This window comes from Priestia sp. FSL W8-0524 (assembly GCF_038005965.1).
GTDB lineage: Bacteria > Bacillota > Bacilli > Bacillales > Bacillaceae_H > Priestia > Priestia zanthoxyli.
Map to the genome: position 1 here is coordinate 3017157 of NZ_JBBOUG010000001.1, position 22405 is coordinate 3039561.

Consider the following 22405-nt stretch of genomic DNA (forward strand, 5'->3'; position numbering starts at 1 on the left):
CCTCTTTCACTTGTTAAGTTTCATGATTGTCTGCTAAGTGCTGCCCAAAGACTTTCTTCTACGTCTGTAAGTAATTGATTCGTTAAATTTAAATAGTCATTTTCAATTAGTTCATATAACTCCATAAAGCTTCCAAATAAAATAGCAAGTAGTGCATTTTCGGGAAGATTTCTAATCACACCTTGCTTTTGTCCTTCTCTAAAGAATGTGCAAACAAATTCCACTAGCTTTTGATATGCTAAGCGACTCTCTTCTGTTAAAAAAGCTCCTTGGCTATGAGTTTTAATAAAACCAAGAGCACGAGGATGATTTTTAGTGAATGTCACCATACCTTCAAAGATATGATGAAATCCATCTCGGTATCCATCTCTCTCGTTTGCCAGACCGCTTTCAATGCACTGTAAGAACTCGTTTACATGCTGCTGAAACAGTTCGTTTACAAGGCTTTCTTTATTTTTAAAGTAGCGATAAATTGTTCCTGCTCCTACTTTGGCATTTTCTGCAATCATTGGCATCGTTGTTGCATCAAATCCTCTTTCTGCAAACAGCAGAAGCGAAGCAGAAAAAATCGCTTTTTGTTTTGTTGGAGTAGATTCCACTTTATCACCTCTTTCCAAAAACGGAATGAACGTTCATTCCGTTACAATTACAAGTATAAAAAACTGCATCTTAATAGTAAAAAGATAACTAGAAAAGTGGAAATAAAAGGTTCTTTTATTCTAATTTTATACCATTTAAAGGTAATTAACAGAGTCTTTCAGAATCTTTTGTGCTTACAGAAAATTAGTCCACTTATCCCCTTGATTAACATAATTTAACACAATCTATTAAAGGAAGAAGTTTAAAGGAAAAGCAACGTGGAAATAGAAAAGTGTTACATAAGGCGTAAAGGAGGAAAAAAAATGAATCAAGCCAAAGTGATAGAATACGAGGAAATGCTTCGTTCAGCCATACTTTCTAGTAACGTAGAGCTGTTAGAAGAATTGCTTTCAAACGAGCTTATTTTTGTGAATCATCTGGGACAACGGCTTTCAAAAGAGGAAGATATAGATACGTATCGTTCTAAAAGTCTTGATATAACAGGCATCGAAGTGTTGGAACAAGAAATTAAACTGTTTCAAGAACTTGCCGTTACGGTTACAAAGGTAGCGGTAAATGGATCGCTGGCAACCGGTGAAGCCCTTGGAGGCGAATACAGCTATACGCGAATTTGGAAAGATGTTGGAGGAAAATTAAAGATTGTTTCTTGTCACTGCAGCTCTAGCGTATAATCAACGCTGCCACAACAAAAAACATCCCTCCTTTTATTCTCATTTGCCAAGGGGGATGTTTTTTGGCTAGTTAAAAGATTTTTTTACTGTCTCTGTCATCTTTTAAAATCTCAACGGCTTCACGGAACCGCTGTGAATGAACAATCTCTCTTTCTCGTAAAAATCGTAAGCTGTCGTTTAAATCGGGATCATCTGATATATCAATTAACCATTGATATGTAGCTCTTGCTTTTTCTTCTGCCGCTATGTCTTCATAAAGATCTGCAATCGGATCTCCTTTTGCCTGTATATACGTAGCTGTAAACGGAACGCCAGCAGCATTATTATAATAAAGTGCACTATCATGGTTTACATAGTGTTCTGCTAATCCCGCTGCCTTCAGCTGCTCCGGCGTAGCATCTTTTGTTAGCTTATAAATCATCGTCGCAATCATTTCAAGATGTGCAAACTCTTCTGTACCAATATCGTTTAACAGTCCAACAACTTTATCGGGAATTGTATAGCGCTGATTCAAATACCGAAGTGCTGCTGCCAGCTCTCCGTCCGCTCCCCCGTACTGTTCCATTAAATATTTGGCAAGCGTTGGATTACACGTGCTTACTTTCACTGGATACTGCAATTTCTTTTCATACACCCACATATAGTTCCCGCCTTTATCTGCTTATATTTGCCATGGCCAAGGGCTTGTTCCCCAGCTCCACTTTCCGTCGGTATAGCTGTTTCCATATTGCTGGAGCGGCCCGTACTTTGTTTCAAAGTTTCTTTTTAACTGCATAGCCTGCTGCGCGTATTCGTTAAACTGCTGCATAGCCTGCTGGTCATTCGGATGGGTATCTAAATACAGCGTTAATTCTACTAATGCAAAATCAATCGCCTGTATTTCTTCTAAATCCTGATAGTACTCCGGAGGTAGTTTTTTCATTCTTCATCCCTCTTCTTATCTTTGTATGGATTTTCATAGTAGTCCCAAAAAGCCGGCCACAGCGTTCCTTTTCTTAGTGCTTCTTTCGGTGAAAACTGCTGCAGATTCGGGGGCTGAAATCCCATGTATAATTGAGGCGGCGTAGAATAATATTTAACTCCTATCGGCCGGCACGGATCATAGATACCGTGGAAAGGTTGATAGGTCTTAACCGGTGTAAACATCTTTTTTGGATTGTTATCCATGAGAAGTCCTCCTCTAAAAACACACTCTGTTTTATCCTATTCAGCTGTTATCGAGTTCATGAAGGAATTTATTTCCGACTTAGGAACCAAACTTTTCTTCATAAAAAAGACCTATGTAAACAACGTTATAGTTGCCCAATCCCTTTAGGCAGCTTTCTCATACTTTATAAAATAGTGATAAAAAAATAGAGGTGATTAAAAATTGGACATTAATTACATGGATTTTTATTCTTACCCCGCAAGATTTCCTGGACTTCAGCTCCCGCCCGGTCCACCTAGGCCACCAGGCGGTTTACCTACACCTAACCCGCAGCAAGCTCCAACTTCTCCTCCGCCGGCATTTATTCCGCCTCAACAAATGGCAACTCCATTTGCCGTTGACCCAGGAGCCATTTCTCTATGTCTATTCCGCAACACGTTCATATGGCTTAGAAACGGCTCTAGCTTCTGGTATTTTCCTATTTTTGTAGGACCGCGATCGGTTGCAGGATTTAGATGGAACGGACGTTTTTGTACTATTTTCGGTGTGGATACACGACAAATTGTTTCGTTTACGTGTTTTTAAACGTTAAGAAAAGAGATTGAGACATAGCTAAATCAATACAACCTAGAGACGAGCAAATTGGATACATGAACTAGTATGGGTCGCTTGTGACACCGCTGTTGATTTCCGTGCAAGACTTCGCTTTCCGCGGGCGGCCGGTGAGCCTCCTCGTCGCTTGCGCTTCTGCGGGGTCTCACCTGTTCCGCTTTTCCCGCAGGAGTCTTCGCCTTGCCCTCCAATCAACAGCTAAAAATAACTGAATAAATATATGAAGGCTATGTTCACCATACTAATAAAAAAATCCGAACGAGTTTGATTCTCCATCAAGAATCAAACTCATTCGGATCTTCTAACTAACATATTTTTACCCCAGCTTTTTTTGCCTACTAACCACTATTACACTATTGTTCTTATTCCAAAACCAATCAGCAGCACGCCGCTGCATCTCTGAAAAGCTTTTTGAAACACCGGTTTTTCAAGCCACCTTTTCATGTAATCTATTACATACACCAAAATTAAAAACCACCCTACCGCTATAAGCGTCAGAATAAAACCGAGTATCAGCAGCTGTTGATTTGTGTGTGCATCCAAGTTAATAAACTGTGGCATAAACGTAATATAAACTAATACCGTTTTAGGATTAAGAAAATTACTAAGAGCCCCCTGCATATATGATTCTCTATAGCAGCGACTAGATGAAGACTTTACAGTTTTTGCTTCTTCTGAAATGGCCTCTAATGAGAGCGTATTTTTGGTCAGAAATATTCTGATGCCTAAGTAAAATAAGTACGCTGCCCCTATGTATTTAATCGTGTTGAACAGATACACCGACTGCGCAATAGCAACAGACAAGCCAAGCACAGCAATTAACGTCCAAAACGTGAGGCCTGTAGCCATGCCGAGTATGGTAAAACGTCCTGCTTTTGCTCCGTGATGAAGCGTATTTTTCATGATAAGAATTGTATCAGCACCAGGTATCATCGACATAACCAGCGCCATCAGCATGTAAGCAGCTAAATGATCCACAGCTCTCCTCTCCCTTCTAAGCTATTACTAGCATCCTGTTTTCTTTTCACTTTCAAAGATTTTCATGTATTGTTTTGGTGTTAGCCCAACCTGACTTTTAAAAAATCGAGTCAAATGACTTTGATCATTGAATCCAGTTAAAAAAGATACGTCAATCGGTTTTCTTCCTTGCTCTAGCAGCTTTTTAGCCTGATTGATTCGAATTGTTTCCAAGTAGCTGTATGGAGAGATTCCTTTTTGCTTTGTAAAAGAGCGCAGCAGCCGGTATTTGCTCCATCCAATTAGCTGACTTAACTCATCCAGCGTGATCTTGTTTGTATAGTTGTCTTCCAAATAGCTGCAGATTGTTGTGATTTCATGGGACGTGTCAACGGCTGACGAAAGAAAAGAAAGATTTGAATGATCCTGCATGAGTTCTTCTAGCAAATATAAAAATAACTCTTCTTTCTTAAACTCCCGTTCACCATTTAAAATTTGTAAATGAAGCTCTTTTAAACTAGAGACAGCATCACTTCTTTGCACCACGCTGCTGTTAAAACGCGGAAGACTTTCACTGCCGTTAATGTCAAAAACAGCTTTTTTCATCACTTCTGGCGTCACGTTAATACAACGATAATCAAGCGTTTTGCCGTCTATTTGTTCACAGCTATGGACATCATACGGATTAAACAGCAGCAAATCTCCTGGATTAATGATGTATTCTTTGCCTTGGCAAATTAAATGACGCTGACCTTCTTCAATAAATCCAATCACATAATACTCGTGAAAATGAGCAGGAAACTTTTGCATAATCCCTTTAAAACGATAAGCTTCAATATGTAAATCGGCGTCAACGTGCGCCGTGCGAATTTCTTTTGTCATCAATCGGCCCCTCCTTGTCACATACTAAGCTTTTTAACCATACCATTCACTCGAACATTTTTCTTGTATGATATTGCAGATAAGACTTTTTTTCATTATTTTATCCGTTTAGCTACGGGTGGTACTAATCACTCTTAAGAGTGATTTCTCTTCTTTCCTCTAGTAATTTTCCGCTCAAATGATAAAATATAGACACATTTTATGGACGAAAGAAGGGGTACCGTGAAATATAGACAAATTAAATGGCTGATTTTGCTTCTTCCAACTCTGACCATCGCGCTTTGGGAGTATGTTCGCCATGCCTTTTTGCTCCCTTACATCTCAATGGATATGGGAAATGTGCTTTCTCCGCTGCTTGTCTTTTTTGTCACGCTTGTGTTTGTCCGCTATTTATTTTCTATTTTAGAAAAAATACAAGAGGAACTAAGGCAAGAAAAAGAAAACAAAGCAGCGCTTATTGAACGTGAAAAATTAGCTCGTGAACTGCATGACGGCATTGCGCAGTCGCTGTTTCTCCTGTCTGTTAAAATGAACAAGTTCGGAAGAAAAAACAGCTTAGAGCAGGATCCCGATTTTATCCGAATGAAGCAAACTCTGCAGCATGTTCACGACGATACGCGCCAAGCGATTACAAATTTAAAGCATTCTCCTTCAGACTCTTCAGAAAGCTGGACTGAAAGCATCCATCAATACGTCGATGATTTAACACATACTCATTTACTAGATGTAAATTTAGATTGGAGACTGTCAGAAACAACGCTGTCGAGAAAAGAAAAAAATGAGCTGTTTGCCTGTGTGAAAGAAGCTGCTATGAACGTCATTAAACATGCAAAAACAAATAAAATCTGGATTAAAGCCAGTGAAACGGCCAGCGGATGGATTTGTGAAATTACAGATTTCGGTATAGGTTTCACCTCTGAATCTCTCAAGGCTGGTCTTGGCCTGCAAATTATGAAAGATCGTGCGAAGGACATGAACTGGGACTTTTCCATTGAGCGAAAACAGAACCAAACCATTGTTAGCATTAAAAAGGGGGTTATGTAAATGCAGCCGTTTCGTATTTTGATTGTAGATGATCATGCTCATGCGAGAGAAGGCATTCGCGATATTTTAGAAGAATATGAAGATTTTATTATTGTTGGCGAAGGAACCAATGGGCAAGAAGCCATTGAACTGACCGAAAAATTAATGCCCGATATCGTACTAATGGATATTGGAATGCCTGTTATGGACGGTTTAGAAGCAACTAAACAAATTAAGCTTCGGTTTCCATACGTTAAAATTGTGGTCATCACGGTTTCAGACGATATTACGGATTTATTTGATGCGCTGAAAAAAGGCGCCCAGGGCTATTTGTTAAAAAACCTCCAGTCTGAAGTGTGGTACGACTATTTGCGTGCATTCGCTTTAGACGAAGTTCCTATGTCAAAAGAAATTGCGTTTCAAATTTTAAAAGAGTTTCCGCAGGAAACATCGATTACAAAGCCAGATACTCCCCTTTCTGCACGGGAGCTTGAAGTACTTCAATTAGTGGCTAAAGGACTGTCAAACCGCGATATCTCCACGCAGTTATTTATTTCTGAACACACGGTAAAAAGCCATTTAAAAAACATTTTAAGCAAGCTTCATTTAGAAAATCGCGTGCAGCTGACAAGCTATGCGTTTCAAAACGGCTTAATGAACTAACAGCTTTCACGAGCTGTTTTTTTATTAGCAGCTTCCTCTTATAAGCCCCAACAATCACTCTCAGGGGTGATGGCTAATTCTCCCTTTCCTTCTATAATAAAAGCACGTTAGTTAGTAAAAAGGAGGAAAAAATGATGCAGGAAAAGCGCGAAGAATCAGCGAGTACAGCTAAAAAAAGCACGGCGCGTTCTCAAGGTCTATACAAAGCCATATGGCGCTGGCATTTTTATGCAGGTTTAGTGTTTACTCCGTTTCTTCTTATATTAGCTGTTACCGGCGGGATGTATTTATTCAAGCCTCAAATTGAAGAAAGACTATACCACGACTTGTATCATATACAAGCTCAGTCACAGTCCGTATCCCCTTCAGCACAAGTGCAGGCTGTAAAGGAAAAGTATCCTGGCGCTGATGTGTTGAGTTATAAGCCCAGTGAGCGCTCTACGCGTTCTTCAGAAGTAGGAATTTCATTAAAAGACAGTACATATACGATTTTTGTTAACCCTCACAATGGTCACATTATAGGGAAATTAGATGATTCGAGTCGCTTGATGAATCAAATTGAAGAGTTCCACGGAGAGCTGATGGCAGGAACAGCCGGTGATCGTATCGTAGAACTTGCGGCCTGCTGGGCAATTGTCTTAATTGTAACCGGTGCTTTTTTATGGTGGCCGCGTAAAAAAGACAAAATAAAAGGCGTGCTGATTCCTCGTTTTTCAAAAGGTAAAAACGTACTGATACGCGACCTTCATGCAGTACCGGCCTTTTGGATTTCAGCCGGGATGCTTTTTCTTGTCCTAACGGGACTTCCGTGGTCAGGACTGTGGGGCAATGCGTTTCAGCAAGTCGCCACAAACGCAGGCGTTGGGTACCCTCCGTCTATTTGGGTAGGCAGTGCTCCTACTTCAACCGTGCAAACAAAAGATGTTGCGGACGTGCCTTGGGGAGCTGAAACGTTAGAAGTGCCAAGCTCCACAGCTCAGCAATATACAAAAGTATCGCTTGATGACATTGTGGGTATTGCACAAGAACAGCATATGCACGACGGCTACACCATTTCTATTCCGCAAGACGCTCAAGGCGTGTATACACTTTCTGTTTTTTCCCCAAGAGCTCAGGATGAAGCCACCATTCACCTTGATCAATACACCGGAGCTGTGTTAGCAGATTATCGGTACGACAATTATGGATTTATGGGAAAATTGATTGCGCTTGGTATTACGCTTCATAAAGGTACACAGTTTGGATTTATCAATCAGCTTATTGGCCTTATTATTTGTATCGGAATTGCTGGTATCGCTATCAGCGGGGCCTTACTGTGGTGGAAACGGAAGCCTGCTAAAAATATGGGGGCTCCAAAAGTTCCTGAAGGAAATGCAATGCGAATGGTGACGTGTATAATCGTCGTGTTTGGTATCCTCTTTCCTTTAGTCGGACTGTCCTTAGTTATCGTGTGGCTTTTAGATTTCTTCGTTATCAAACGAATTCCAGCATTGAAGCGGTTTTTAAACGCATGATTTATGAAACGATGTGAGGTGCAGTAACAATGAACAAATGGAAAATACCCGGATTGGTCATACTTAGTACGCTTGTACTTTCCGCGTGCTCTGTAAACAGTAACGCAGACCAGCTCTACAAGCAGCCAAAGCCTCTGTCTGCGCATGTGATGCTTCCTGAAAATATAGAGCCACAGAGCACACAGATACTAGAAGTGCACGTAATGCAAGAAAATAAAACGGTGGATGATGCCAAATTCGTTCAGTTTAAAGTGTGGAAAAAAGATGCTCCCGCTAAAGTTGAAACAGCAAAGGCACATTATGACGGCAGTATGTATAAAGCCAAAGCAACCTTTAAAGAGGATGGTGTTTACTATATTAAAACCGATATTAATGCCCGCGGTGAGCACATCCTTCCTACTCAGCAAGTCGCAGTAGGCAAATTATCGAAAGAAGAGTTGCGTTCACTGCAGCCAGCTGAAAACGAAACGCATCATCATCACTCTCATCATTAGACATAAGCTCACGTTCAGCGGCTGAACGTGAGCTTATATTTCTCTTATGAATTCTAGCTAGTTCCATTATATGTTTTTACATTTTTTTCTTATTACTTTAAAATAAAAGTGATAAACGTTTTATAAAGGAGTTTTACAGATTGAAAAAAATTGTTTCTGGTATTTTAATTTTAGTATTAGCCGTTATTGTTATGATTGAAGGAAATCCGTTAGAGCAGAACTCTTCAACGAATACCTCCTACGATGAAGTAATTACCTTCCCTGCTGATCGTTACCCTGAAACTGCAGCGCACATTCAACATGCAATCGATAAAGGAAAATCGGCTGTTTGTACAATCGACCGAGACGGTGCTGAAGAAAACCGCCGTGAATCTTTAAAAGGCATTCCGACTAAAAGCGGCTACGATCGAGATGAGTTTCCGATGGCCTTTTGTGAAGAAGGCGGAAACGGTGCAGATATTGAATATGTAAAGCCTTCAGACAACCGAGGCGCCGGGTCTTGGATCTCACATCAAGTGGACGAGTTTCCAGACGGCACGAAGGTTTTAATTGAAGTGAAATAAAAAGAATGGTCATCGCGACCGTTCTTTTTTTATGTTGAGAGCCTGTATAAGAAAAAGAATAAAAAAAGAGAAATTGTTCTTGCCTAAAGATACTCTTCACTTTTAAAATAAAAACGTGTGTGTTACATATATGCATCATTGTTTTATAGGAGGAATGAGTTTCTTGGACAATCTATGGCAGCAGCTACTTCCTGCTTCATGGCAATTAACTTTATTTATTTTCTTTTTTGTCTATATCTTGCGCTACAAACGAGAGAATAAATTCAGCATGCAGCTTCACGTGCTGCTTAAGTTTCTTTATGCCGTTATTTTGATTTTAAATGCGGTGTTGTTTTTAGTGGAAAGTCAGCGCGATTTTCTTTTTTATGCAACGCTTTTCATGAGTATCCTGACAATTATTTTGATGGAGTTCACGCTTTCTGCAAAAAAACAGAACGAGCTTGATTTTATTTCAGCCGTTTCTTGCTGTGTTTTTCCGATTTTTATTTCTTTACTTGAACTTAGTTAATGAACCAAAGGCCTCTGGTGATTCAGAGGCCTTTTTGATGTTATTGATCTTTGTTGTTACGGTCCATCATATCTTTTGGATCTTCTACAATATCTTCTGGATCACGGTTGTTGTCTTTTTCATCATCTCGATACATCTTGTCATTTTTATCTACGCCAGGTACGTTATTGTTGTTGTTCATATTGTCTAAGCCCGTGTTTACAAACGCCACGTATACTTTGTCGATTTTACTATCTGCTTCTCTTACGCGGTCCGCAATTTTTTGTTCAAAATCAGTTGAAACTTCATGATAAGTATCCCCGTTATACGTTACGGTGTTCACCTTGCCGTTATCATTGTTATCCGCTGCGTCATTTCCAGCTAAGTCTACCGTTACATAGGCGTTATTATTATCGCGAAGCACATATGCATCGTCAACTTCCTTCATATCTTCTACATTTTGCGCTGCTTCAACTGACTTGGTCGGCTGATCAGTGTTATCCATTGGGATATTATTATCTACTCCGTCATTTGTAGCAGTGTTGCGTAAGTCATTTTGAGTATTGTCCATTGCGTTATTGTCTTTATTTCCTCCACATGCAGCTAAGCCTGAAAGAAAAAGAACTGAGGAAGCAATGATAAGCCCTTTTTTCATTTTTACCATCTCCTTAAATATAGTTTGCAGTCGTATTATGCTTAATTTTCGCAAAACTATTCAAAGGAGACGAAGAAGTGAGTACTTTTTTTCTAACTATACTTAACGCTGCTAGCAATACTATAGGGAACATTTCAAGATTGCAGCTGTGCTTATTCACCTAACAGCTTTCGGACAGCTATTGACAGCGTATTGACATGCCGTTCTACGTTTGCCGCCTCAGCAACTTGTTTCTGTTCATCGATGTTGTAAACCGGCGCTGGATTTTGTGTAATTCCGTTGATCGTTGTAGCCATAAAAGCTAGCAGATCATCTGTTGGTACAGCCGGAGAAAAATTCTTTACTTCTATTTGTTCCGTAATAAAGTCGTGAAGCTTTTTTTGAATATATTTAAGGTTTGATACTTCAACTAGCTGATCTTCAATTTTCATAAAACGCTGAGGGTCTTTTGAATACAATGCTACTAGTTCAAAGTAAATTTCTCCTCCTGCTGTCATCGATTCTTGGATATGCTCTCCAATATACATAATGAAATCATGCAGCATTTCAAAGGAGGCTTTCTTTGTCTGAAGGAGCTCTTCAACTTTATCTTTTACTTTATAGCTGACGCTTTCTTGATTAAGAAGTCCGACAAATACTTCATCAAGGTTTGAAAAATATTTGTACACGCCTCCTTGGCTCATTCCAGCTTCCAAAACGATATCTCGCATGGCTACATCATGCACCGGCTTGTTCTTGCATACTCTTTTGGCTGCTTCTAAAATCTCTTGCTTCTTTTTTTCAGCGTATCCTTCCCTTACTTTTGGCATTTTTTTCACGCTCGCTTACTTTTTTATTTATGCCCGAATGTCTCGAGTGTATCAATAATCACCTGAGCTGCTTTTTCAGCTCCCTTTTCAGCTCGGATTTGTTTTCCGATTTCTTGTGCTTTGGATCGAATTTCATTAACTTGCGTATAGGAAATGGCTGCGGATAATTTTTCAGCTGTCAATTCTTTTCTCGGAATGGCTTTTGCTCCAGCTCCTAGCTCATGAATTTTTCTTCCCCAAGCGAATTGGTCATTTCCATAAGGAATAATAACACTTGGAACACCGGCTCGAAGGCCTTCGGCTGTTGTTCCCGCTCCTCCATGATGAACAACGGCAGACATTTTAGGAAACAGCCACTCATGAGGGATATCTTTTACAAATAAAATGTCTTCTGTTATCTCCCCCGTGTGATTCATTCCACTTCCTCCTATATTGATGATACCTCGTTTCCCGGCAAGTTTTAAGGCTTTAATCACTAAAGCAGTCGTTTCGCCTGCGTTTTTTTTATCCCCAACACTGCCAAATCCAATGTAAACCGGCGGTTCTCCATCCTTTAAAAATCTTTCCAGCTTCTCTTCCGGCTGATAGCTATGATCACTGTCCATAAACCAGTTTCCATAGGAATGAACGTGTTCAGGCCAATCTTTAGATACGGAAAATACGGCGGGACTTGATGAAATAATGGTTGGGTTAGCTGCTGTACGCTGCTTTTGGTACGGACATAAAAAATCGTCAGGTCCTTCTCCATGCTGCTGAACCCAATATTTTTTTAAAGGACCACTTACTACTTTCCAAAATCCCCATTCAAAAATACGATGCGTCAGCTTATTATATATTTTTCCAAATCGTGGTCGATCATAAAAAATTAAAGCTGGATAGTCTTTTGTTGGTGTCATTGGAAAAGGGCTGGCTAGGATACTTGGTATATTCATCTCTTTAGCAGCAAAGTAACCAATTGCCGCACCTGGATGATATATAATTGCATCGGCTCCTCTGCATGCTTTGTGCAAATCTTCTTGTATATTAATCATCATACCCATCAACTTTTCATTTTTTAAGCTTGAAAAAAATTTGAGAGGATTGTCTGCATTAATTGCGTCGTCTGCTGCTCCGCTCTCTATAATTTTAGAAACATCTCCTCGAAGCATGGCATATTCAAATCCATACGATTCGATGAAGTTTTGGTAAGCTTCTGAAGCCGCAATTCGTACACGGTATCCTTTCTTTTTTAACTCTAATCCTAAAGCCATAAAAGGCTGGGTGTCTCCTCGCGTTCCTGTTGTTAACATCGTAATAAGCATCATTTCAGCCTCCTTATATTAAAACGACAACTATGTCGTTTTAATATAATGTACCCTTCTCCGATTAATTCGTCAACAAAAACGACAATATTGTCATTTTTATTGCTATCCTTTCTTTTTCTAAGGCTCTTTTCGTAAAGTTACATAGTTGAATTTGCTTGTCTTAAGTCCAAAAACGTAACATAGATGTCTTTAATCATTGAGAAAGCGCCTCCTGAAAGAGTATTCTAAAGATAACCCCCTCTTTATAAAGAATGAAAAAAGATGCTTCGTGTTTTAAACGAAGCATCTTTTACCTATTAGAGCTATGAATAGTTACCTATTTTTCAAGCTAAACTGCTCGTGAAGCAGCTAATTTCTCAATGGGGGCTTGTTCAATGTCTGCTGCTGATATATTAAGCAACTTTTCTAAAATAGCCGTTATGCCCTCATTTGTTTCATTACTTTTTTTGCAGTCATTAATATGCTGGTTTAATTGCTTTTTATAAGCCTCGGTATGAATGAGCCACTGACTTAAAAGCTCTTTTGTTGCCGTTCTTTCGTCTTCGCTTTTAGCTCCAAATAAACTTTCCATATCAGGTTCTTGAATAATTAGCTTACTAAAATCTTCGCTTACTGCAAGCCAAAAATAGTTTTTTTCGTATTCGTAATATCTGTGTTCTTTCAATAAAAAGTAGCCAATTTCAAATTCAATGCGATAGAGCGGCTGGTTAACTTTCGGCGCATGAAGGCTTTTAAAGTTAATATGCTCTACATCATCTACATAAACCTCTAAACCGTATTGGGTTTTAATCATCTTAGCGTCTACTGTATTCATGGTGTTTACCTCTTTAAGGATAGTATGAGAGAACGCGTGCATTCTTTTCTAGAATGCGCACGTTCTTTATCTTTTACTTAGTTTTGAACAGCGTTTTTCCAATCAGCCGCAAATTTTTCAATTCCTTGTTCGGTTAAAGGATGTTTAACAAGCTGCTCGATTACTGAATATGGAATAGTTGCAATATGAGCTCCGGCAAGAGCTACGCGTGTAACGTGGTCCGGATGTCTTACAGAAGCCGCAATGATTTGAGAGTCAATGTTTTGAATGCGGAACAGCTCGGCAATTTTAGCCACAAGCTGCACGCCGTCTTCTGAAATATCATCAAGGCGACCAAGGAACGGAGATACATATGTTGCACCTGCACGAGCCGCTAAAAGCGCTTGGTTTACAGTGAAAATAAGCGTTACGTTTGTTTTTACACCTTTTTTAGCAAGGTAGCGAGTCGCTTCTAGTCCAGCGAGTGTCATTGGAAGCTTAATCGTAATGTTTTGATCCCCGCCGTTAATTTTGATTAATTCTTCTGCTTGGGCAATCATGTCTTCTGCTGTCTCGGCATCCGGCGTCACTTCTGCTGAAACGGATTCTACTTCTGGAACGGTTTTTAAAATTTCTTCAATACGATTTTCAAACTTTACGCCTTCTTTTGCAACAAGAGAAGGGTTTGTTGTAACGCCAGATAAAACGCCCAATTTGTATGCTTTTTTAATATCGTTAAGGTTTGCAGTATCAATAAAAAATTTCATTTTTTCATTCCTCCATTAGTTTTTTTTACTATACCCACTATTTCACTTGTTATTTCTTTTCCACAGCATGGCCGCCAAACTCGTTTCGAAGTGCGGAAACTACCTTTCCTGTGAAGGTATCATCTTCAAGCGAGCGATAGCGCATCAGTAAAGACATCGCAATAACTGGCGTAGCTGTTTGAAGATCTAGAGCGGTTTCTACCGTCCATTTCCCTTCACCAGAAGAGTTCATAACTCCTTTGATGTCATCTAGTTTAGCATCTTTAGAGAACGCATTTTCTGTTAATTCCATTAGCCATGAACGAATAACAGATCCATTGTTCCATACTCTCGCCACTTTTTCGTAATCATAGTCGAACTGGCTTTTTTCAAGAACTTCAAATCCTTCTCCGATTGCAGCCATCATGCCGTATTCAATGCCGTTATGAACCATTTTTAAAAAGTGCCCGCTCCCTGCTTCTCCAGCGTATAGATATCCGTTTTCTACTGCTGTATCGCGGAAAATAGGTTCAACAATTTCCCACGCTTCACGATCTCCGCCAATCATATAGCAAGCGCCGTTACGAGCGCCTTCCATTCCGCCGGATGTTCCAACGTCCATAAAGTGGATTTTGTTTTCTTTTAACTCGTTATAGCGTCGAATAGACTCTTTGTAATGAGAGTTTCCGGCTTCAATAACGATATCTCCTTCAGCTAAAAGAGGCTTCACTTCACTAATAACAGAATCAACAACCGTATGAGGAACCATCAGCCATACAACTCTTGGTATTTCTAGTGACTGAACAAGTTCCTGTAAGCTTGATACTCCTGAAGCACCGTACTCTTTCATTTGTTCCACTGCGTTTGAATTTACGTCAAATGCTACAACGTCGTGATGCTGATCCAATAAATTTTGTCCTAAGTTAATCCCCATTTTCCCTAAACCAACTAATCCTAATTTCATATGAACAGCTCCTTCTATTTATCTTTTTATCTTATTATTTAAGCCTTTAGTAATTCATTTGCCTGTGCCACTACGTTTTCTTCTGTAAATCCAAACAGCTTCATCACATCAGCTCCGGTTCCTGAAGCACCAAATGTGTCAACTGCTAAAACTTTTCCTTTTGGCCCTACAAAGCGTTCCCAGCCAAGTGAAATCCCCATTTCCAGAGAGATTCGTTTTGAAACAGATTCAGGCAAGATGTGTTCTTGATACTCTTTTGACTGTTTGCTAAACAGCTCCCAGCTAGGCATCGCTACAACTCGTACGGATGTACCTTCACGTTCTAGCTGAGTTTTAGCATTGACCGCTAGTGCTACTTCAGAACCTGTAGCGATAAAAATCATCTCCGGCTTATCGTTTGTTTCGGTCAATACGTAAGCTCCTTTAGCTAGGTCGTTGATATTTTGTTTTGTTTCTTCAAATACAGGCAAGTTTTGACGACTAAGCACTAAGGCTACAGGGCCTTCCGCTTGCTGAAGAGCGTAAGCCCAAGCGCTTGCTGTTTCGTTTGCATCAGACGGACGGATTACGGTAAGCCCTGGAATTGCACGAAGAGAAGCTAAATGTTCAACGGGCTCATGAGTTGGTCCATCTTCTCCTACTGCTATGGAATCATGAGTAAACACATATGTGACCGGCAGCTTTTGCAGTGCAGCTAAACGAATCGCTGGACGCAAGTAATCATTGAAAACAAAGAATGTGCTGACAAACGGCTTCACACCTCCGTGAAGAGCCATTCCATTACCGGCCGCTCCCATTGCATGTTCACGTACTCCGAAATAAATATTTCGATTACCGAAATATTCTGGTGCGTAAGGGCCTTCTTCTTTAATATCAGTCATCGTGGAATGCGATAAATCAGCGCTGCCTCCAAAAATAGATGGCACAGATTTAGTGAAATAATTAATCGCTTCTCCGCTTGCAACGCGAGTCGACATCGCTTTTTCTGATGAAAATGTTAAAATATCATTTACTTCAATTAACGCTTCGCCCGTGATGGCACGTTCTAATTCATCAGCCAGCATAGGGTATTCTTTTTGATAAGAAGCAAACAGCTCGTTCCACTCTGCTTCTGCTTTCATCCCTTTTTCTTCTAGCTTTTCAAAATGAGCTTTTACTTCTTCTGGAACATAGAAGTTTTCTTCTGTTTCCCAGCCGTAGGCTTGCTTTGTTGCTTTTGCTTCTTCTTCTCCAAGCGGATTGCCGTGTGCTTTATTTGTTCCCGCTACTTTTGGACTTCCGTAGCCAATAATGGTTCTCACTTCGATAAGCGTTGGCTGTTCGGTGTTTTGCTTCGCTTCTTCGATGGCTTTTGTGACTTCTCCTACGTCATTTCCATCTTCTACACGTAAATACTGCCAGTTTGCAGATTCCGCTCTTTTCTGGATATTTTCACTAAACGAAAGATTTAATTCCCCGTCTAACGAAATGTCGTTGGAGTCATATAAAGCGATAAGTTTGCCAAGCTTCATATGGCCAGCCATGGACATCGCTTCATAAGAAATTCCTTCCATCAAGTCACCATCACCTACTAAGGTATACGTATAGTGATCAATGACAGGAAAATTAGGTTGATTAAATTTTGCTGCTAAGTGAGCTTCTGCCATTGCCATTCCGACTGCATTAGCAATTCCTTGACCTAAAGGACCTGTTGTTGCTTCCACGCCGTCCGTATGGCCAAATTCAGGATGACCCGGTGTTTTACTGTTTAGCTTGCGGAAGCTTTTTAAATCCTCTATTGATACATTGTATCCGCTTAGATGAAGCATGCTATACAGCAAGCTTGAACCATGACCGGCTGATAAGATAAAACGATCTCGGTTAAACCAGCTTGAATTTGCCGGATTATGCTGTAAGTGATTCGCCCACAGCGCATAGGTCATTGGAGCCGCTCCCATCGGAAGCCCCGGATGGCCTGAATTGGCTGCGTTTACTGCATCAATTGACAGGGTGCGAATCGTATTAACTGCGAGTGTGTCTATGTTGGTACTCATGTTTCATCCTTCTTTCAATTTGTTTGTATTAAACTGGCTGTACTTCGCGTGATTGATCTGCTGTTTCTTTATCCAACCACCATTTAAAGCCGTCTTTTTCTACCAGTGCATGTGATGCATCAGGGCCGTGTGAACCAGCCGCATATTTATGAAGCGGTACTGTATTTTCATCAAATGCTTCAAGAAGCGGCTGAACCCATTCCCAAGCTAGCTCTACTTCTTTCCAATGAGCAAAAAATGTAGAATCTCCAGCACATGCATCTGCAATAAGGCGCTCATATGCTTCCGGTGCTCCTTCTTGCTGACCTGAGAAATTAATTTGTACAGGCTCAATATGACCATGATTAAATGGATTTTTGCTGTTTAACTGCAGCGTAATATTTTCGTTCGGGTTGATTTCAATAATCAACAGATTTGGAGATGTTGTTTCTCCTTTGTCTAAGTACAACTCTTTTAACGAGTCTTTGAATTCAATAACAATTCGCGTCGCTTTTTCCGCCATTCTTTTTCCTGTACGAATATAGAAAGGAACGCCTTTCCAAAGCGAATTATCGATATATAGTCTGGCTGCTAAAAACGTGTCCGTCTGAGAAGATGGTGATACACCGGGCTCATTTATGTAGCTCGGCACTGAAGATCCGTTTATTTTTCCAGCCTCATATTGACCGCGAACAACGTCTAGATCCATATCTTCTTTTACAAGCGGACGAAGCGCTTTTAACACATTTATTTTTTCGTTTCGAATATCATCAGCGCTAATGCGGGCCGGTAAGTGCATAGCCGTCATCATCAGCATTTGCAGCATATGATTTTGAACCATATCTCGAATGGCTCCTGAATGGTCATAATAGCTTGCTCTTTCCTCTACGCCGACCGTTTCACTTGCTGTAATTTGTATATTCGCAATATGTTCGTTATTCCATAATGATTGAAGAATAGGATTAGCGAATTCCAGCGCTTCTAAATTTTGTACCATCGACTTGCCAAGATAGTGGTCAATGCGGTAAATCTCTTCTTCTTTAAACGCTTTGCTTAAGTTTTCGTTTAATTGACGAGCGGACTGTAGATCATGGCCAAACGGTTTTTCAATAATTAACCGTTTCCAACCTTTTGTAGCACCTAAGCCACTGTCTTTAATATGCTCGGCAATCGTACCAAAAAATTCTGGTGCAACGGAGAGATAAAACATTCGGTTGCTTGGAATGTTTCGTTCCTCTTCGCGTGCTTCTACTAGATTAAACAACTTTTTATAATCTTCAGCATTCGTTGCATCCAATGGGCTGTAGCGAAAAGCTGATAGAAAATGCTGCATAAGAGATGAATCTTTTTCGACGCGACGTGAAAAAGTATGAATAGATTCTTCTACTTTTTTCTGAAAGTCTGCATCGGACATCTCCCTTCTGCCTAGTCCTACAACAGAAATTGATTTAGGGATTTTCCCGTCTACAAATAAATTATAGAGTGCAGGATAAATTTTGCGTTTCGCTAAATCACCTGTTGAACCGAATAAAACAAAAGTCATCGCTTCCATATCTCTTCCTCCTGTTAGGAAAAATATAATCTTTAAAAAGTAACTTTTTTTTCACTCGTTACTTTATGTAACCTATCTTATTCCTGAAATATTTTTTCGTCAAGATATAAAACTCGTAAAAATTCATTTCATTTTTTCTTTTGTTCTTTAAACCTTATAGCAGCTTATCTTAGATAATTTATGGAAAAATAATGAAAATGCTTTTTAGTTGAATTTAAAAAATAAAACTGTTTTAATGGACTTGATAGAATTGTATGAAAGTAAAAATGTACATAATGTTTACATATGTGTCAGTGAAAATATCAAAAAACGGAAGTAATATGGAAGCTCAGCTAATGAAGACGTTTGAAGACTTATCTGTTTTTTACATAGAAAAAACGTAAAACAATTTAAAAGAGAAAGGAAGTTTGACCTCTTTCTTTTAAGCTGCACACACGCCTTTAATGCGTAGCTACAGCAAGAAGTGTAAGCATCATATAGAGGTTAAAGACAGCCAGTAAAACAAGAACGGTATAGACTAGTTTTTTACCTGTTTTGCCTAAAAAGTAGATGTTTATTAAACTAAAATACACGCCTGCTGCGCATAGCGTAAATGCAAGAAATTCCTTGCACTCACTGGGCTTCATTTGAAAATCTGGATTATAATAAATTTCGAGATTATTACTAATAGCGAATGGAACAGTCCACCATCTGATTAAAACCCCTATAAACATAAATATTCCGATTACATTTAGCGTAAATCGCAGCGTTCTCTCCTTTTTCACGCTTCTTTTTGCAGATTCTTTAAAGTTTACCCGCATGTATTTCCCCCCCTGATGTTTTTAACACAGTAACTGTTTGGAGAAGATCTATATAAACGTTCCTTCTTTTAATTTTATACACGCTAGATCTCACAAATGACATGATTGAACATAAGAAAAGCTTCTTCCATTCAAAAAGGAAGAAGCTTTAAATAATTAGACAATGTATATTAGCGCTCTAATTTATCTCTGTGTTCTTTCATAATCAAATCTTTTATTGCGATGACTTTCCCATTCCCTTCGCAGCATTCCCATTTTGATGCTGTCAAAACGTTCACTGTTTACGATACGTGCTTCTCTGATTCTCGCCTCTTCTTTCATGCCTATTTTTGCAGCTGTTTTTATCATTCTGATGTTTCCTGACCACGTGGACATACCGAGTCTATGTAAATGTGTAGATTCAAATAAAAAATCAATCCACATCCGGTAAGCTTCCGTTCCGTATCCTCCGCTCCAATAGGATGAGTCGTAAATAACAATTCCGGTTTCCAGCCAGTTTGTATGCTTGTCCACCCAGTAACAGCTTACGGTTCCCACCGCTTTTTTATCAATGATGACCGCGAGGAGTCGCGGAACGCCTAGAAAAAGCTCATACTCTTTTTCCCATGACTTCATATACTCTTCTTTCGTAAGCTTTTCTTCTGTTATATAAGGAGCATTCCACTTTTTTGCTTCTTGGTTTTTTTCTTCGTATTTCCAATAATAAAGTTCATTAATATCTTCCTCTGTCGCTTCCCTTAGCAACACTTTTTCTCCTATTAGTTTCATCATAAAACATCTCACTCCTTGATTTATTAAATTCTAGGAAATTAAAACGAATGTGAATACACAGGTGTACAAGCATAACTTTAAATAACGAATAAAATATAACAACTATGACGAAAGGAGTGAATCCTATAAAAAAATATTATTGCTACTACAATTCAGCAGATGACAAATATTATGTAGAAAGCGATTATTCTTTTAAAAAGCGTCCTCGTAAGAAAAAACCATGCTGTGTAACCATTAATTATTATACAAATATTGCATATGAAGGCGGACAAATTGCTATAAACGGCGGGCAAAATGCATCTCAAGGTGGACAAATTGCCAAAAATGGCGGGCAAAATGCTAATCAAGAAGGACAAATCGCAGGAAAGTGCGGGCGAAATAAACTAATTGAATTTAATTTTACTAACGATAATGAAGAGTAATTCATCCTGTACTACGTGTAAAACACCGAGAAGAATATATATGCTCTCGGTGTTTTTTGTTTTTCTTTTATTTCATATTCACGTTTTCCATAACCGCAAAGTAGTTATCTTCACTGTCTGAAAAATTAAAGACTTTTCCTGAAGGCATCGATACAATTTCTCCCACCGTTACGCCTTTAGCTGTTAAATCTCTATATAATTCATCCACATTCTCCGTAAAAAACAGAAGCGAAGGTGTCCCGACATTTAATTCCGGCTGCATTTTTGCTATTAGCTGTTTATTATGAAGGATAATAGTTGTTTCGGCACCAGCTACAGGTGCTAGCTCGATCCACTTCATGCCTTGTTCATTCTTTTGTTCGGATATAACCTGAAATCCCATTTTTTCTGTCCAAAACTTTACCGCTTGATCTTGATCGTTTACATACACCATAATTTGACCGACTTTTTTAATCATTGCTTTCACTCCTTCGATATAGATGAAATAATTTCTTTCGCTATTGTATCTGCCGACTTTTCCTTTGTGTAGATTGTTTGCTTTGCCAGCAGCTCATTTGACGGATGCGTTACAAAATGTTTGTTAAGCTTAAAAACATCTTCATCATCCGTTATTTGCTGCAGTCTTTGATGTAATATTTGTATGGACTCTTCTTTATCAGCACTGGGAAGCAATAAAAATAGAAACTGATAAGGTTTTAATATCTTTTCTACTTGCTGAAACAGCCCCATGTCTTCATAGACCGAGTGACCGGCGCCAAAATCAATGACCGCATGCTTGTAATCTTCTAGTATTCTTTTAACGGCATAGGCTTCAAACGGCTTCCAATAGGCGTACATACCCTGAAACCCTTGTTTTTCTCGAATGTCCTGCTGTGTTTCTTTGCTGAAACCTATTTCCTCGTAGTAAGAAAATCGTACTTCGTCCATTGAGCACTGAGGAATACTTAGTTTTTGGGCTACTTTTTCACCAACCGTCGTTTTACCCGCGCATATAGGTCCAATGAGAATAATAGGGGTTTGCATAGGCTCTCTCTCCTTATTTCACTTCCAATACAAACGCGTACGACGCATCTCCATTAGATACATTTTTTTGACTTTCATCCATCCACCACACTGAATATGAGTAGTAGTACGTGCCTGCTTCAGAAGGTGCTTTCAGCTTATTTTTCTTCAGTGGTACGTCCACTTCATGTTTGCTTTGTATTTGTACCATATGCTTTTCGTTTGGCTGCCGCTTATACTTGATAACAAGCGATAGCCATTCATTTGCTTTTACTTTAATAGGCTTTTCGGCTTTTAATAATTCCAAAGGGCCTGCTTTATCCACACACGTGTTTTTCCAGCAGTAAGTGCCAACTTTTGTGTCATAAAGATGGTTGCTTGCTTCGAGATAGGCTTTTGGCGGAGATTCTTCAAGAACTCCACTGCTTGAACACCCGGAAAAGCTTGCTATAATAAGTCCAAACGCAGTCACTTTCCATGTTTTCATCGTTTCATCACCTTTTTATTATTTCTTCACGATTCGTTTATTTCCTGTTTCTTATTTTCTTCCTTCTTAAATGACGTTACCTATGTTAATCGTTTTATTTTCGCTACATGTTTTTTACAGAAACGGAACATGAATAACTAACTGATTTACTAACAAAGGAGTGAACGTATGGAGGCGCCGAATCGAGATAATAAATAGGCACATAATGAAGAACGCAAAGTAAGTTTTGAAGAGCTAATTGCTGCAGGAAATTCTTTAAAAACAATCGGTCAAATCATTCAAACGACCGGAATTTTTCAGCAGCTAGGAGAGCCCAGTGATGAAGTGATGCTTCAGGGACAGAAAAATGAAATTACTGGAACGTCATTAAAAACGGCAGGCTACGGTTTGGAAACGGCAGGAGGAATTAACTTATTTAACAAAGAACAAGAAACTGTGCCTCCATCGCTTAATTTTATACCGTAAAAAAAGTGCT

30 protein-coding genes are annotated in these 22405 nt (G+C 39.3%); 10 read left to right on the plus strand and 20 right to left on the minus strand.

Features of this window, described 5'->3' with window-relative positions; all coding sequences use genetic code 11:
• Positions 1-20 precede the first annotated feature (20 nt).
• Complete coding sequence (locus tag NST66_RS15535) at positions 21-599, minus strand: TetR/AcrR family transcriptional regulator (RefSeq protein WP_071272900.1); 579 nt, start codon at positions 597-599, stop codon at positions 21-23.
• Positions 600-902: 303 nt separating this feature from the next.
• Here NST66_RS15535 and NST66_RS15540 point away from each other — a divergent pair, with 303 nt between their 5' ends.
• Positions 903-1271 (plus strand): nuclear transport factor 2 family protein, encoded by a 369-nt coding sequence (locus NST66_RS15540; RefSeq protein WP_340843467.1) that lies wholly within the window; start codon positions 903-905, stop codon positions 1269-1271.
• Positions 1272-1341: 70 nt separating this feature from the next.
• On the opposite strand, the gene cotJC is transcribed toward NST66_RS15540, so the two are convergent.
• Genes cotJC through NST66_RS15555 form a run of 3 tightly spaced genes read right to left on the minus strand, consistent with a single transcriptional unit; the run spans position 1342 to position 2438 of the window.
• Positions 1342-1911 (minus strand): spore coat protein CotJC, encoded by a 570-nt coding sequence (gene cotJC / locus NST66_RS15545; protein WP_340843468.1) that lies wholly within the window; start codon positions 1909-1911, stop codon positions 1342-1344.
• Between the two features lie 21 nt (positions 1912-1932).
• Positions 1933-2193 carry a spore coat protein CotJB gene (locus tag NST66_RS15550; protein WP_025751042.1) on the minus strand — a complete coding sequence of 87 codons (261 nt, stop codon included), beginning with the start codon at positions 2191-2193 and terminating at the stop codon, positions 1933-1935.
• A complete protein-coding gene (locus NST66_RS15555; protein WP_081356379.1) occupies positions 2190-2438 on the minus strand; it encodes a spore coat associated protein CotJA in 249 nt (82 codons plus the stop codon). Before NST66_RS15555 ends, NST66_RS15550 begins: the two co-directional genes overlap by 4 nt.
• Positions 2439-2655: 217 nt before the next feature.
• On the opposite strand from NST66_RS15555, the gene NST66_RS15560 reads away from it, so the two are divergent.
• Positions 2656-3003: a transporter gene (locus tag NST66_RS15560; protein WP_340843772.1), complete on the plus strand. Its 348-nt coding sequence runs from the start codon at positions 2656-2658 to the stop codon at positions 3001-3003.
• A 42-nt stretch (positions 3004-3045) separates the two neighbouring features.
• Here NST66_RS15560 and NST66_RS15565 read toward each other — a convergent pair whose 3' ends face one another.
• The 3 genes from NST66_RS15565 to NST66_RS15575 all read right to left on the minus strand — a co-directional run bounded on the left by NST66_RS15565 (position 3046) and on the right by NST66_RS15575 (position 4869).
• A complete protein-coding gene (locus NST66_RS15565; RefSeq protein WP_153253241.1) occupies positions 3046-3225 on the minus strand; it encodes a hypothetical protein in 180 nt (59 codons plus the stop codon).
• A 153-nt stretch (positions 3226-3378) separates the two neighbouring features.
• Positions 3379-4008 carry a LysE family translocator gene (locus NST66_RS15570; RefSeq protein ID WP_340843469.1) on the minus strand — a complete coding sequence of 210 codons (630 nt, stop codon included), beginning with the start codon at positions 4006-4008 and terminating at the stop codon, positions 3379-3381.
• Between the two features lie 27 nt (positions 4009-4035).
• Positions 4036-4869 carry an AraC family ligand binding domain-containing protein gene (locus NST66_RS15575; RefSeq protein WP_071272889.1) on the minus strand — a complete coding sequence of 278 codons (834 nt, stop codon included), beginning with the start codon at positions 4867-4869 and terminating at the stop codon, positions 4036-4038.
• 222 nt (positions 4870-5091) lie between these two features.
• Between NST66_RS15575 and NST66_RS15580 the strand changes: the two genes are divergently transcribed.
• The 6 genes from NST66_RS15580 (at position 5092) to NST66_RS15605 (ending at position 9634) form a co-directional block, all read left to right on the plus strand.
• Complete coding sequence (locus NST66_RS15580; RefSeq protein ID WP_340843470.1) at positions 5092-5913, plus strand: sensor histidine kinase; 822 nt, start codon at positions 5092-5094, stop codon at positions 5911-5913.
• A complete protein-coding gene (locus NST66_RS15585; RefSeq protein WP_340843471.1) occupies positions 5914-6555 on the plus strand; it encodes a response regulator transcription factor in 642 nt (213 codons plus the stop codon).
• A 131-nt stretch (positions 6556-6686) separates the two neighbouring features.
• Positions 6687-8069 (plus strand): PepSY-associated TM helix domain-containing protein, encoded by a 1383-nt coding sequence (locus NST66_RS15590; protein ID WP_221777896.1) that lies wholly within the window; start codon positions 6687-6689, stop codon positions 8067-8069.
• Positions 8070-8098: 29 nt separating this feature from the next.
• Positions 8099-8563, plus strand: a complete 465-nt coding sequence (locus NST66_RS15595; protein ID WP_340843472.1) for a FixH family protein — start codon at positions 8099-8101, stop codon at positions 8561-8563.
• Between the two features lie 140 nt (positions 8564-8703).
• Positions 8704-9126, plus strand: coding sequence for a NucA/NucB deoxyribonuclease domain-containing protein (locus NST66_RS15600; RefSeq protein WP_013083984.1), 423 nt, complete (start codon positions 8704-8706; stop codon positions 9124-9126).
• A 154-nt stretch (positions 9127-9280) separates the two neighbouring features.
• Entirely contained in the window at positions 9281-9634 is a 354-nt protein-coding gene (locus NST66_RS15605) for a DUF1516 family protein (protein WP_340843473.1), read from the plus strand.
• A gap of 40 nt (positions 9635-9674) precedes the next feature.
• Here the strand turns inward: NST66_RS15605 and NST66_RS15610 are convergent, their stop codons facing one another.
• The 10 genes from NST66_RS15610 to NST66_RS15655 all read right to left on the minus strand — a co-directional run bounded on the left by NST66_RS15610 (position 9675) and on the right by NST66_RS15655 (position 20019).
• Entirely contained in the window at positions 9675-10268 is a 594-nt protein-coding gene (locus tag NST66_RS15610) for a hypothetical protein (protein ID WP_221777898.1), read from the minus strand.
• A gap of 152 nt (positions 10269-10420) precedes the next feature.
• Positions 10421-11077 (minus strand): TetR/AcrR family transcriptional regulator, encoded by a 657-nt coding sequence (locus tag NST66_RS15615; RefSeq protein ID WP_071276997.1) that lies wholly within the window; start codon positions 11075-11077, stop codon positions 10421-10423.
• Between the two features lie 23 nt (positions 11078-11100).
• Positions 11101-12381: a glycosyltransferase gene (locus NST66_RS15620; RefSeq protein WP_340843474.1), complete on the minus strand. Its 1281-nt coding sequence runs from the start codon at positions 12379-12381 to the stop codon at positions 11101-11103.
• 328 nt (positions 12382-12709) lie between these two features.
• Entirely contained in the window at positions 12710-13195 is a 486-nt protein-coding gene (locus NST66_RS15625; RefSeq protein WP_340843475.1) for a hypothetical protein, read from the minus strand.
• A gap of 77 nt (positions 13196-13272) precedes the next feature.
• Positions 13273-13941, minus strand: coding sequence for a fructose-6-phosphate aldolase (fsa, locus tag NST66_RS15630; RefSeq protein ID WP_340843476.1), 669 nt, complete (start codon positions 13939-13941; stop codon positions 13273-13275).
• 49 nt (positions 13942-13990) lie between these two features.
• A complete protein-coding gene (gene gnd / locus NST66_RS15635) occupies positions 13991-14884 on the minus strand; it encodes a phosphogluconate dehydrogenase (NAD(+)-dependent, decarboxylating) (RefSeq protein ID WP_221777901.1) in 894 nt (297 codons plus the stop codon).
• Between the two features lie 38 nt (positions 14885-14922).
• Positions 14923-16917, minus strand: coding sequence for a transketolase (tkt, locus tag NST66_RS15640; protein ID WP_221777902.1), 1995 nt, complete (start codon positions 16915-16917; stop codon positions 14923-14925).
• A 28-nt stretch (positions 16918-16945) separates the two neighbouring features.
• The gene (gene zwf, locus NST66_RS15645) at positions 16946-18448 is read right to left on the minus strand and encodes a glucose-6-phosphate dehydrogenase (protein ID WP_071272855.1); all 1503 of its coding nucleotides are present in this window, start codon (positions 18446-18448) and stop codon (positions 16946-16948) included.
• Between the two features lie 440 nt (positions 18449-18888).
• Entirely contained in the window at positions 18889-19248 is a 360-nt protein-coding gene (locus NST66_RS15650) for a hypothetical protein (protein ID WP_221777903.1), read from the minus strand.
• Between the two features lie 183 nt (positions 19249-19431).
• Positions 19432-20019: a GNAT family N-acetyltransferase gene (locus NST66_RS15655; RefSeq protein WP_340843477.1), complete on the minus strand. Its 588-nt coding sequence runs from the start codon at positions 20017-20019 to the stop codon at positions 19432-19434.
• A 116-nt stretch (positions 20020-20135) separates the two neighbouring features.
• On the opposite strand from NST66_RS15655, the gene NST66_RS15660 reads away from it, so the two are divergent.
• On the plus strand, positions 20136-20441 hold the full coding sequence (locus NST66_RS15660; protein WP_224357831.1) for a hypothetical protein: 306 nt from the start codon (positions 20136-20138) through the stop codon (positions 20439-20441).
• 67 nt (positions 20442-20508) lie between these two features.
• Here the strand turns inward: NST66_RS15660 and NST66_RS15665 are convergent, their stop codons facing one another.
• The 3 genes from NST66_RS15665 to NST66_RS15675 are packed head-to-tail and all read right to left on the minus strand — an operon-like array spanning position 20509 to position 21930.
• A complete protein-coding gene (locus tag NST66_RS15665) occupies positions 20509-20898 on the minus strand; it encodes a VOC family protein (RefSeq protein WP_071272846.1) in 390 nt (129 codons plus the stop codon).
• A gap of 5 nt (positions 20899-20903) precedes the next feature.
• A complete protein-coding gene (locus NST66_RS15670; protein ID WP_340843478.1) occupies positions 20904-21464 on the minus strand; it encodes a shikimate kinase in 561 nt (186 codons plus the stop codon).
• Between the two features lie 13 nt (positions 21465-21477).
• Entirely contained in the window at positions 21478-21930 is a 453-nt protein-coding gene (locus NST66_RS15675; protein WP_340843479.1) for a hypothetical protein, read from the minus strand.
• 324 nt (positions 21931-22254) lie between these two features.
• Here NST66_RS15675 and NST66_RS15680 point away from each other — a divergent pair, with 324 nt between their 5' ends.
• Complete coding sequence (locus NST66_RS15680) at positions 22255-22395, plus strand: hypothetical protein (protein ID WP_340843480.1); 141 nt, start codon at positions 22255-22257, stop codon at positions 22393-22395.
• Positions 22396-22405: the final 10 nt, after the last annotated feature.

Bases quoted from the DNA above. Each gene is read 5' to 3' on its own strand.
- NST66_RS15540 (WP_340843467.1), top strand. From the start codon at position 903: ATGAATCAAGCCAAAGTGATAGAATACGAGGAAATGCTTCGTTCAGCC.
- cotJC (WP_340843468.1), bottom strand. From the start codon at position 1,911: ATGTGGGTGTATGAAAAGAAATTGCAGTATCCAGTGAAAGTAAGCACG.
- NST66_RS15550 (WP_025751042.1), bottom strand. From the start codon at position 2,193: ATGAAAAAACTACCTCCGGAGTACTATCAGGATTTAGAAGAAATACAG.
- NST66_RS15555 (WP_081356379.1), bottom strand. From the start codon at position 2,438: ATGGATAACAATCCAAAAAAGATGTTTACACCGGTTAAGACCTATCAA.
- NST66_RS15560 (WP_340843772.1), top strand. From the start codon at position 2,656: ATGGATTTTTATTCTTACCCCGCAAGATTTCCTGGACTTCAGCTCCCG.
- NST66_RS15575 (WP_071272889.1), bottom strand. From the start codon at position 4,869: ATGACAAAAGAAATTCGCACGGCGCACGTTGACGCCGATTTACATATT.
- NST66_RS15585 (WP_340843471.1), top strand. From the start codon at position 5,914: ATGCAGCCGTTTCGTATTTTGATTGTAGATGATCATGCTCATGCGAGA.
- NST66_RS15590 (WP_221777896.1), top strand. From the start codon at position 6,687: ATGATGCAGGAAAAGCGCGAAGAATCAGCGAGTACAGCTAAAAAAAGC.
- NST66_RS15595 (WP_340843472.1), top strand. From the start codon at position 8,099: ATGAACAAATGGAAAATACCCGGATTGGTCATACTTAGTACGCTTGTA.
- NST66_RS15605 (WP_340843473.1), top strand. From the start codon at position 9,281: ATGAGTTTCTTGGACAATCTATGGCAGCAGCTACTTCCTGCTTCATGG.
- NST66_RS15610 (WP_221777898.1), bottom strand. From the start codon at position 10,268: ATGAAAAAAGGGCTTATCATTGCTTCCTCAGTTCTTTTTCTTTCAGGC.
- NST66_RS15615 (WP_071276997.1), bottom strand. From the start codon at position 11,077: ATGCCAAAAGTAAGGGAAGGATACGCTGAAAAAAAGAAGCAAGAGATT.
- NST66_RS15620 (WP_340843474.1), bottom strand. From the start codon at position 12,381: ATGATGCTTATTACGATGTTAACAACAGGAACGCGAGGAGACACCCAG.
- NST66_RS15625 (WP_340843475.1), bottom strand. From the start codon at position 13,195: ATGAATACAGTAGACGCTAAGATGATTAAAACCCAATACGGTTTAGAG.
- fsa (WP_340843476.1), bottom strand. From the start codon at position 13,941: ATGAAATTTTTTATTGATACTGCAAACCTTAACGATATTAAAAAAGCA.
- gnd (WP_221777901.1), bottom strand. From the start codon at position 14,884: ATGAAATTAGGATTAGTTGGTTTAGGGAAAATGGGGATTAACTTAGGA.
- tkt (WP_221777902.1), bottom strand. From the start codon at position 16,917: ATGAGTACCAACATAGACACACTCGCAGTTAATACGATTCGCACCCTG.
- zwf (WP_071272855.1), bottom strand. From the start codon at position 18,448: ATGGAAGCGATGACTTTTGTTTTATTCGGTTCAACAGGTGATTTAGCG.
- NST66_RS15650 (WP_221777903.1), bottom strand. From the start codon at position 19,248: ATGCGGGTAAACTTTAAAGAATCTGCAAAAAGAAGCGTGAAAAAGGAG.
- NST66_RS15655 (WP_340843477.1), bottom strand. From the start codon at position 20,019: ATGATGAAACTAATAGGAGAAAAAGTGTTGCTAAGGGAAGCGACAGAG.
- NST66_RS15665 (WP_071272846.1), bottom strand. From the start codon at position 20,898: ATGATTAAAAAAGTCGGTCAAATTATGGTGTATGTAAACGATCAAGAT.
- NST66_RS15670 (WP_340843478.1), bottom strand. From the start codon at position 21,464: ATGCAAACCCCTATTATTCTCATTGGACCTATATGCGCGGGTAAAACG.
- NST66_RS15675 (WP_340843479.1), bottom strand. From the start codon at position 21,930: ATGAAAACATGGAAAGTGACTGCGTTTGGACTTATTATAGCAAGCTTT.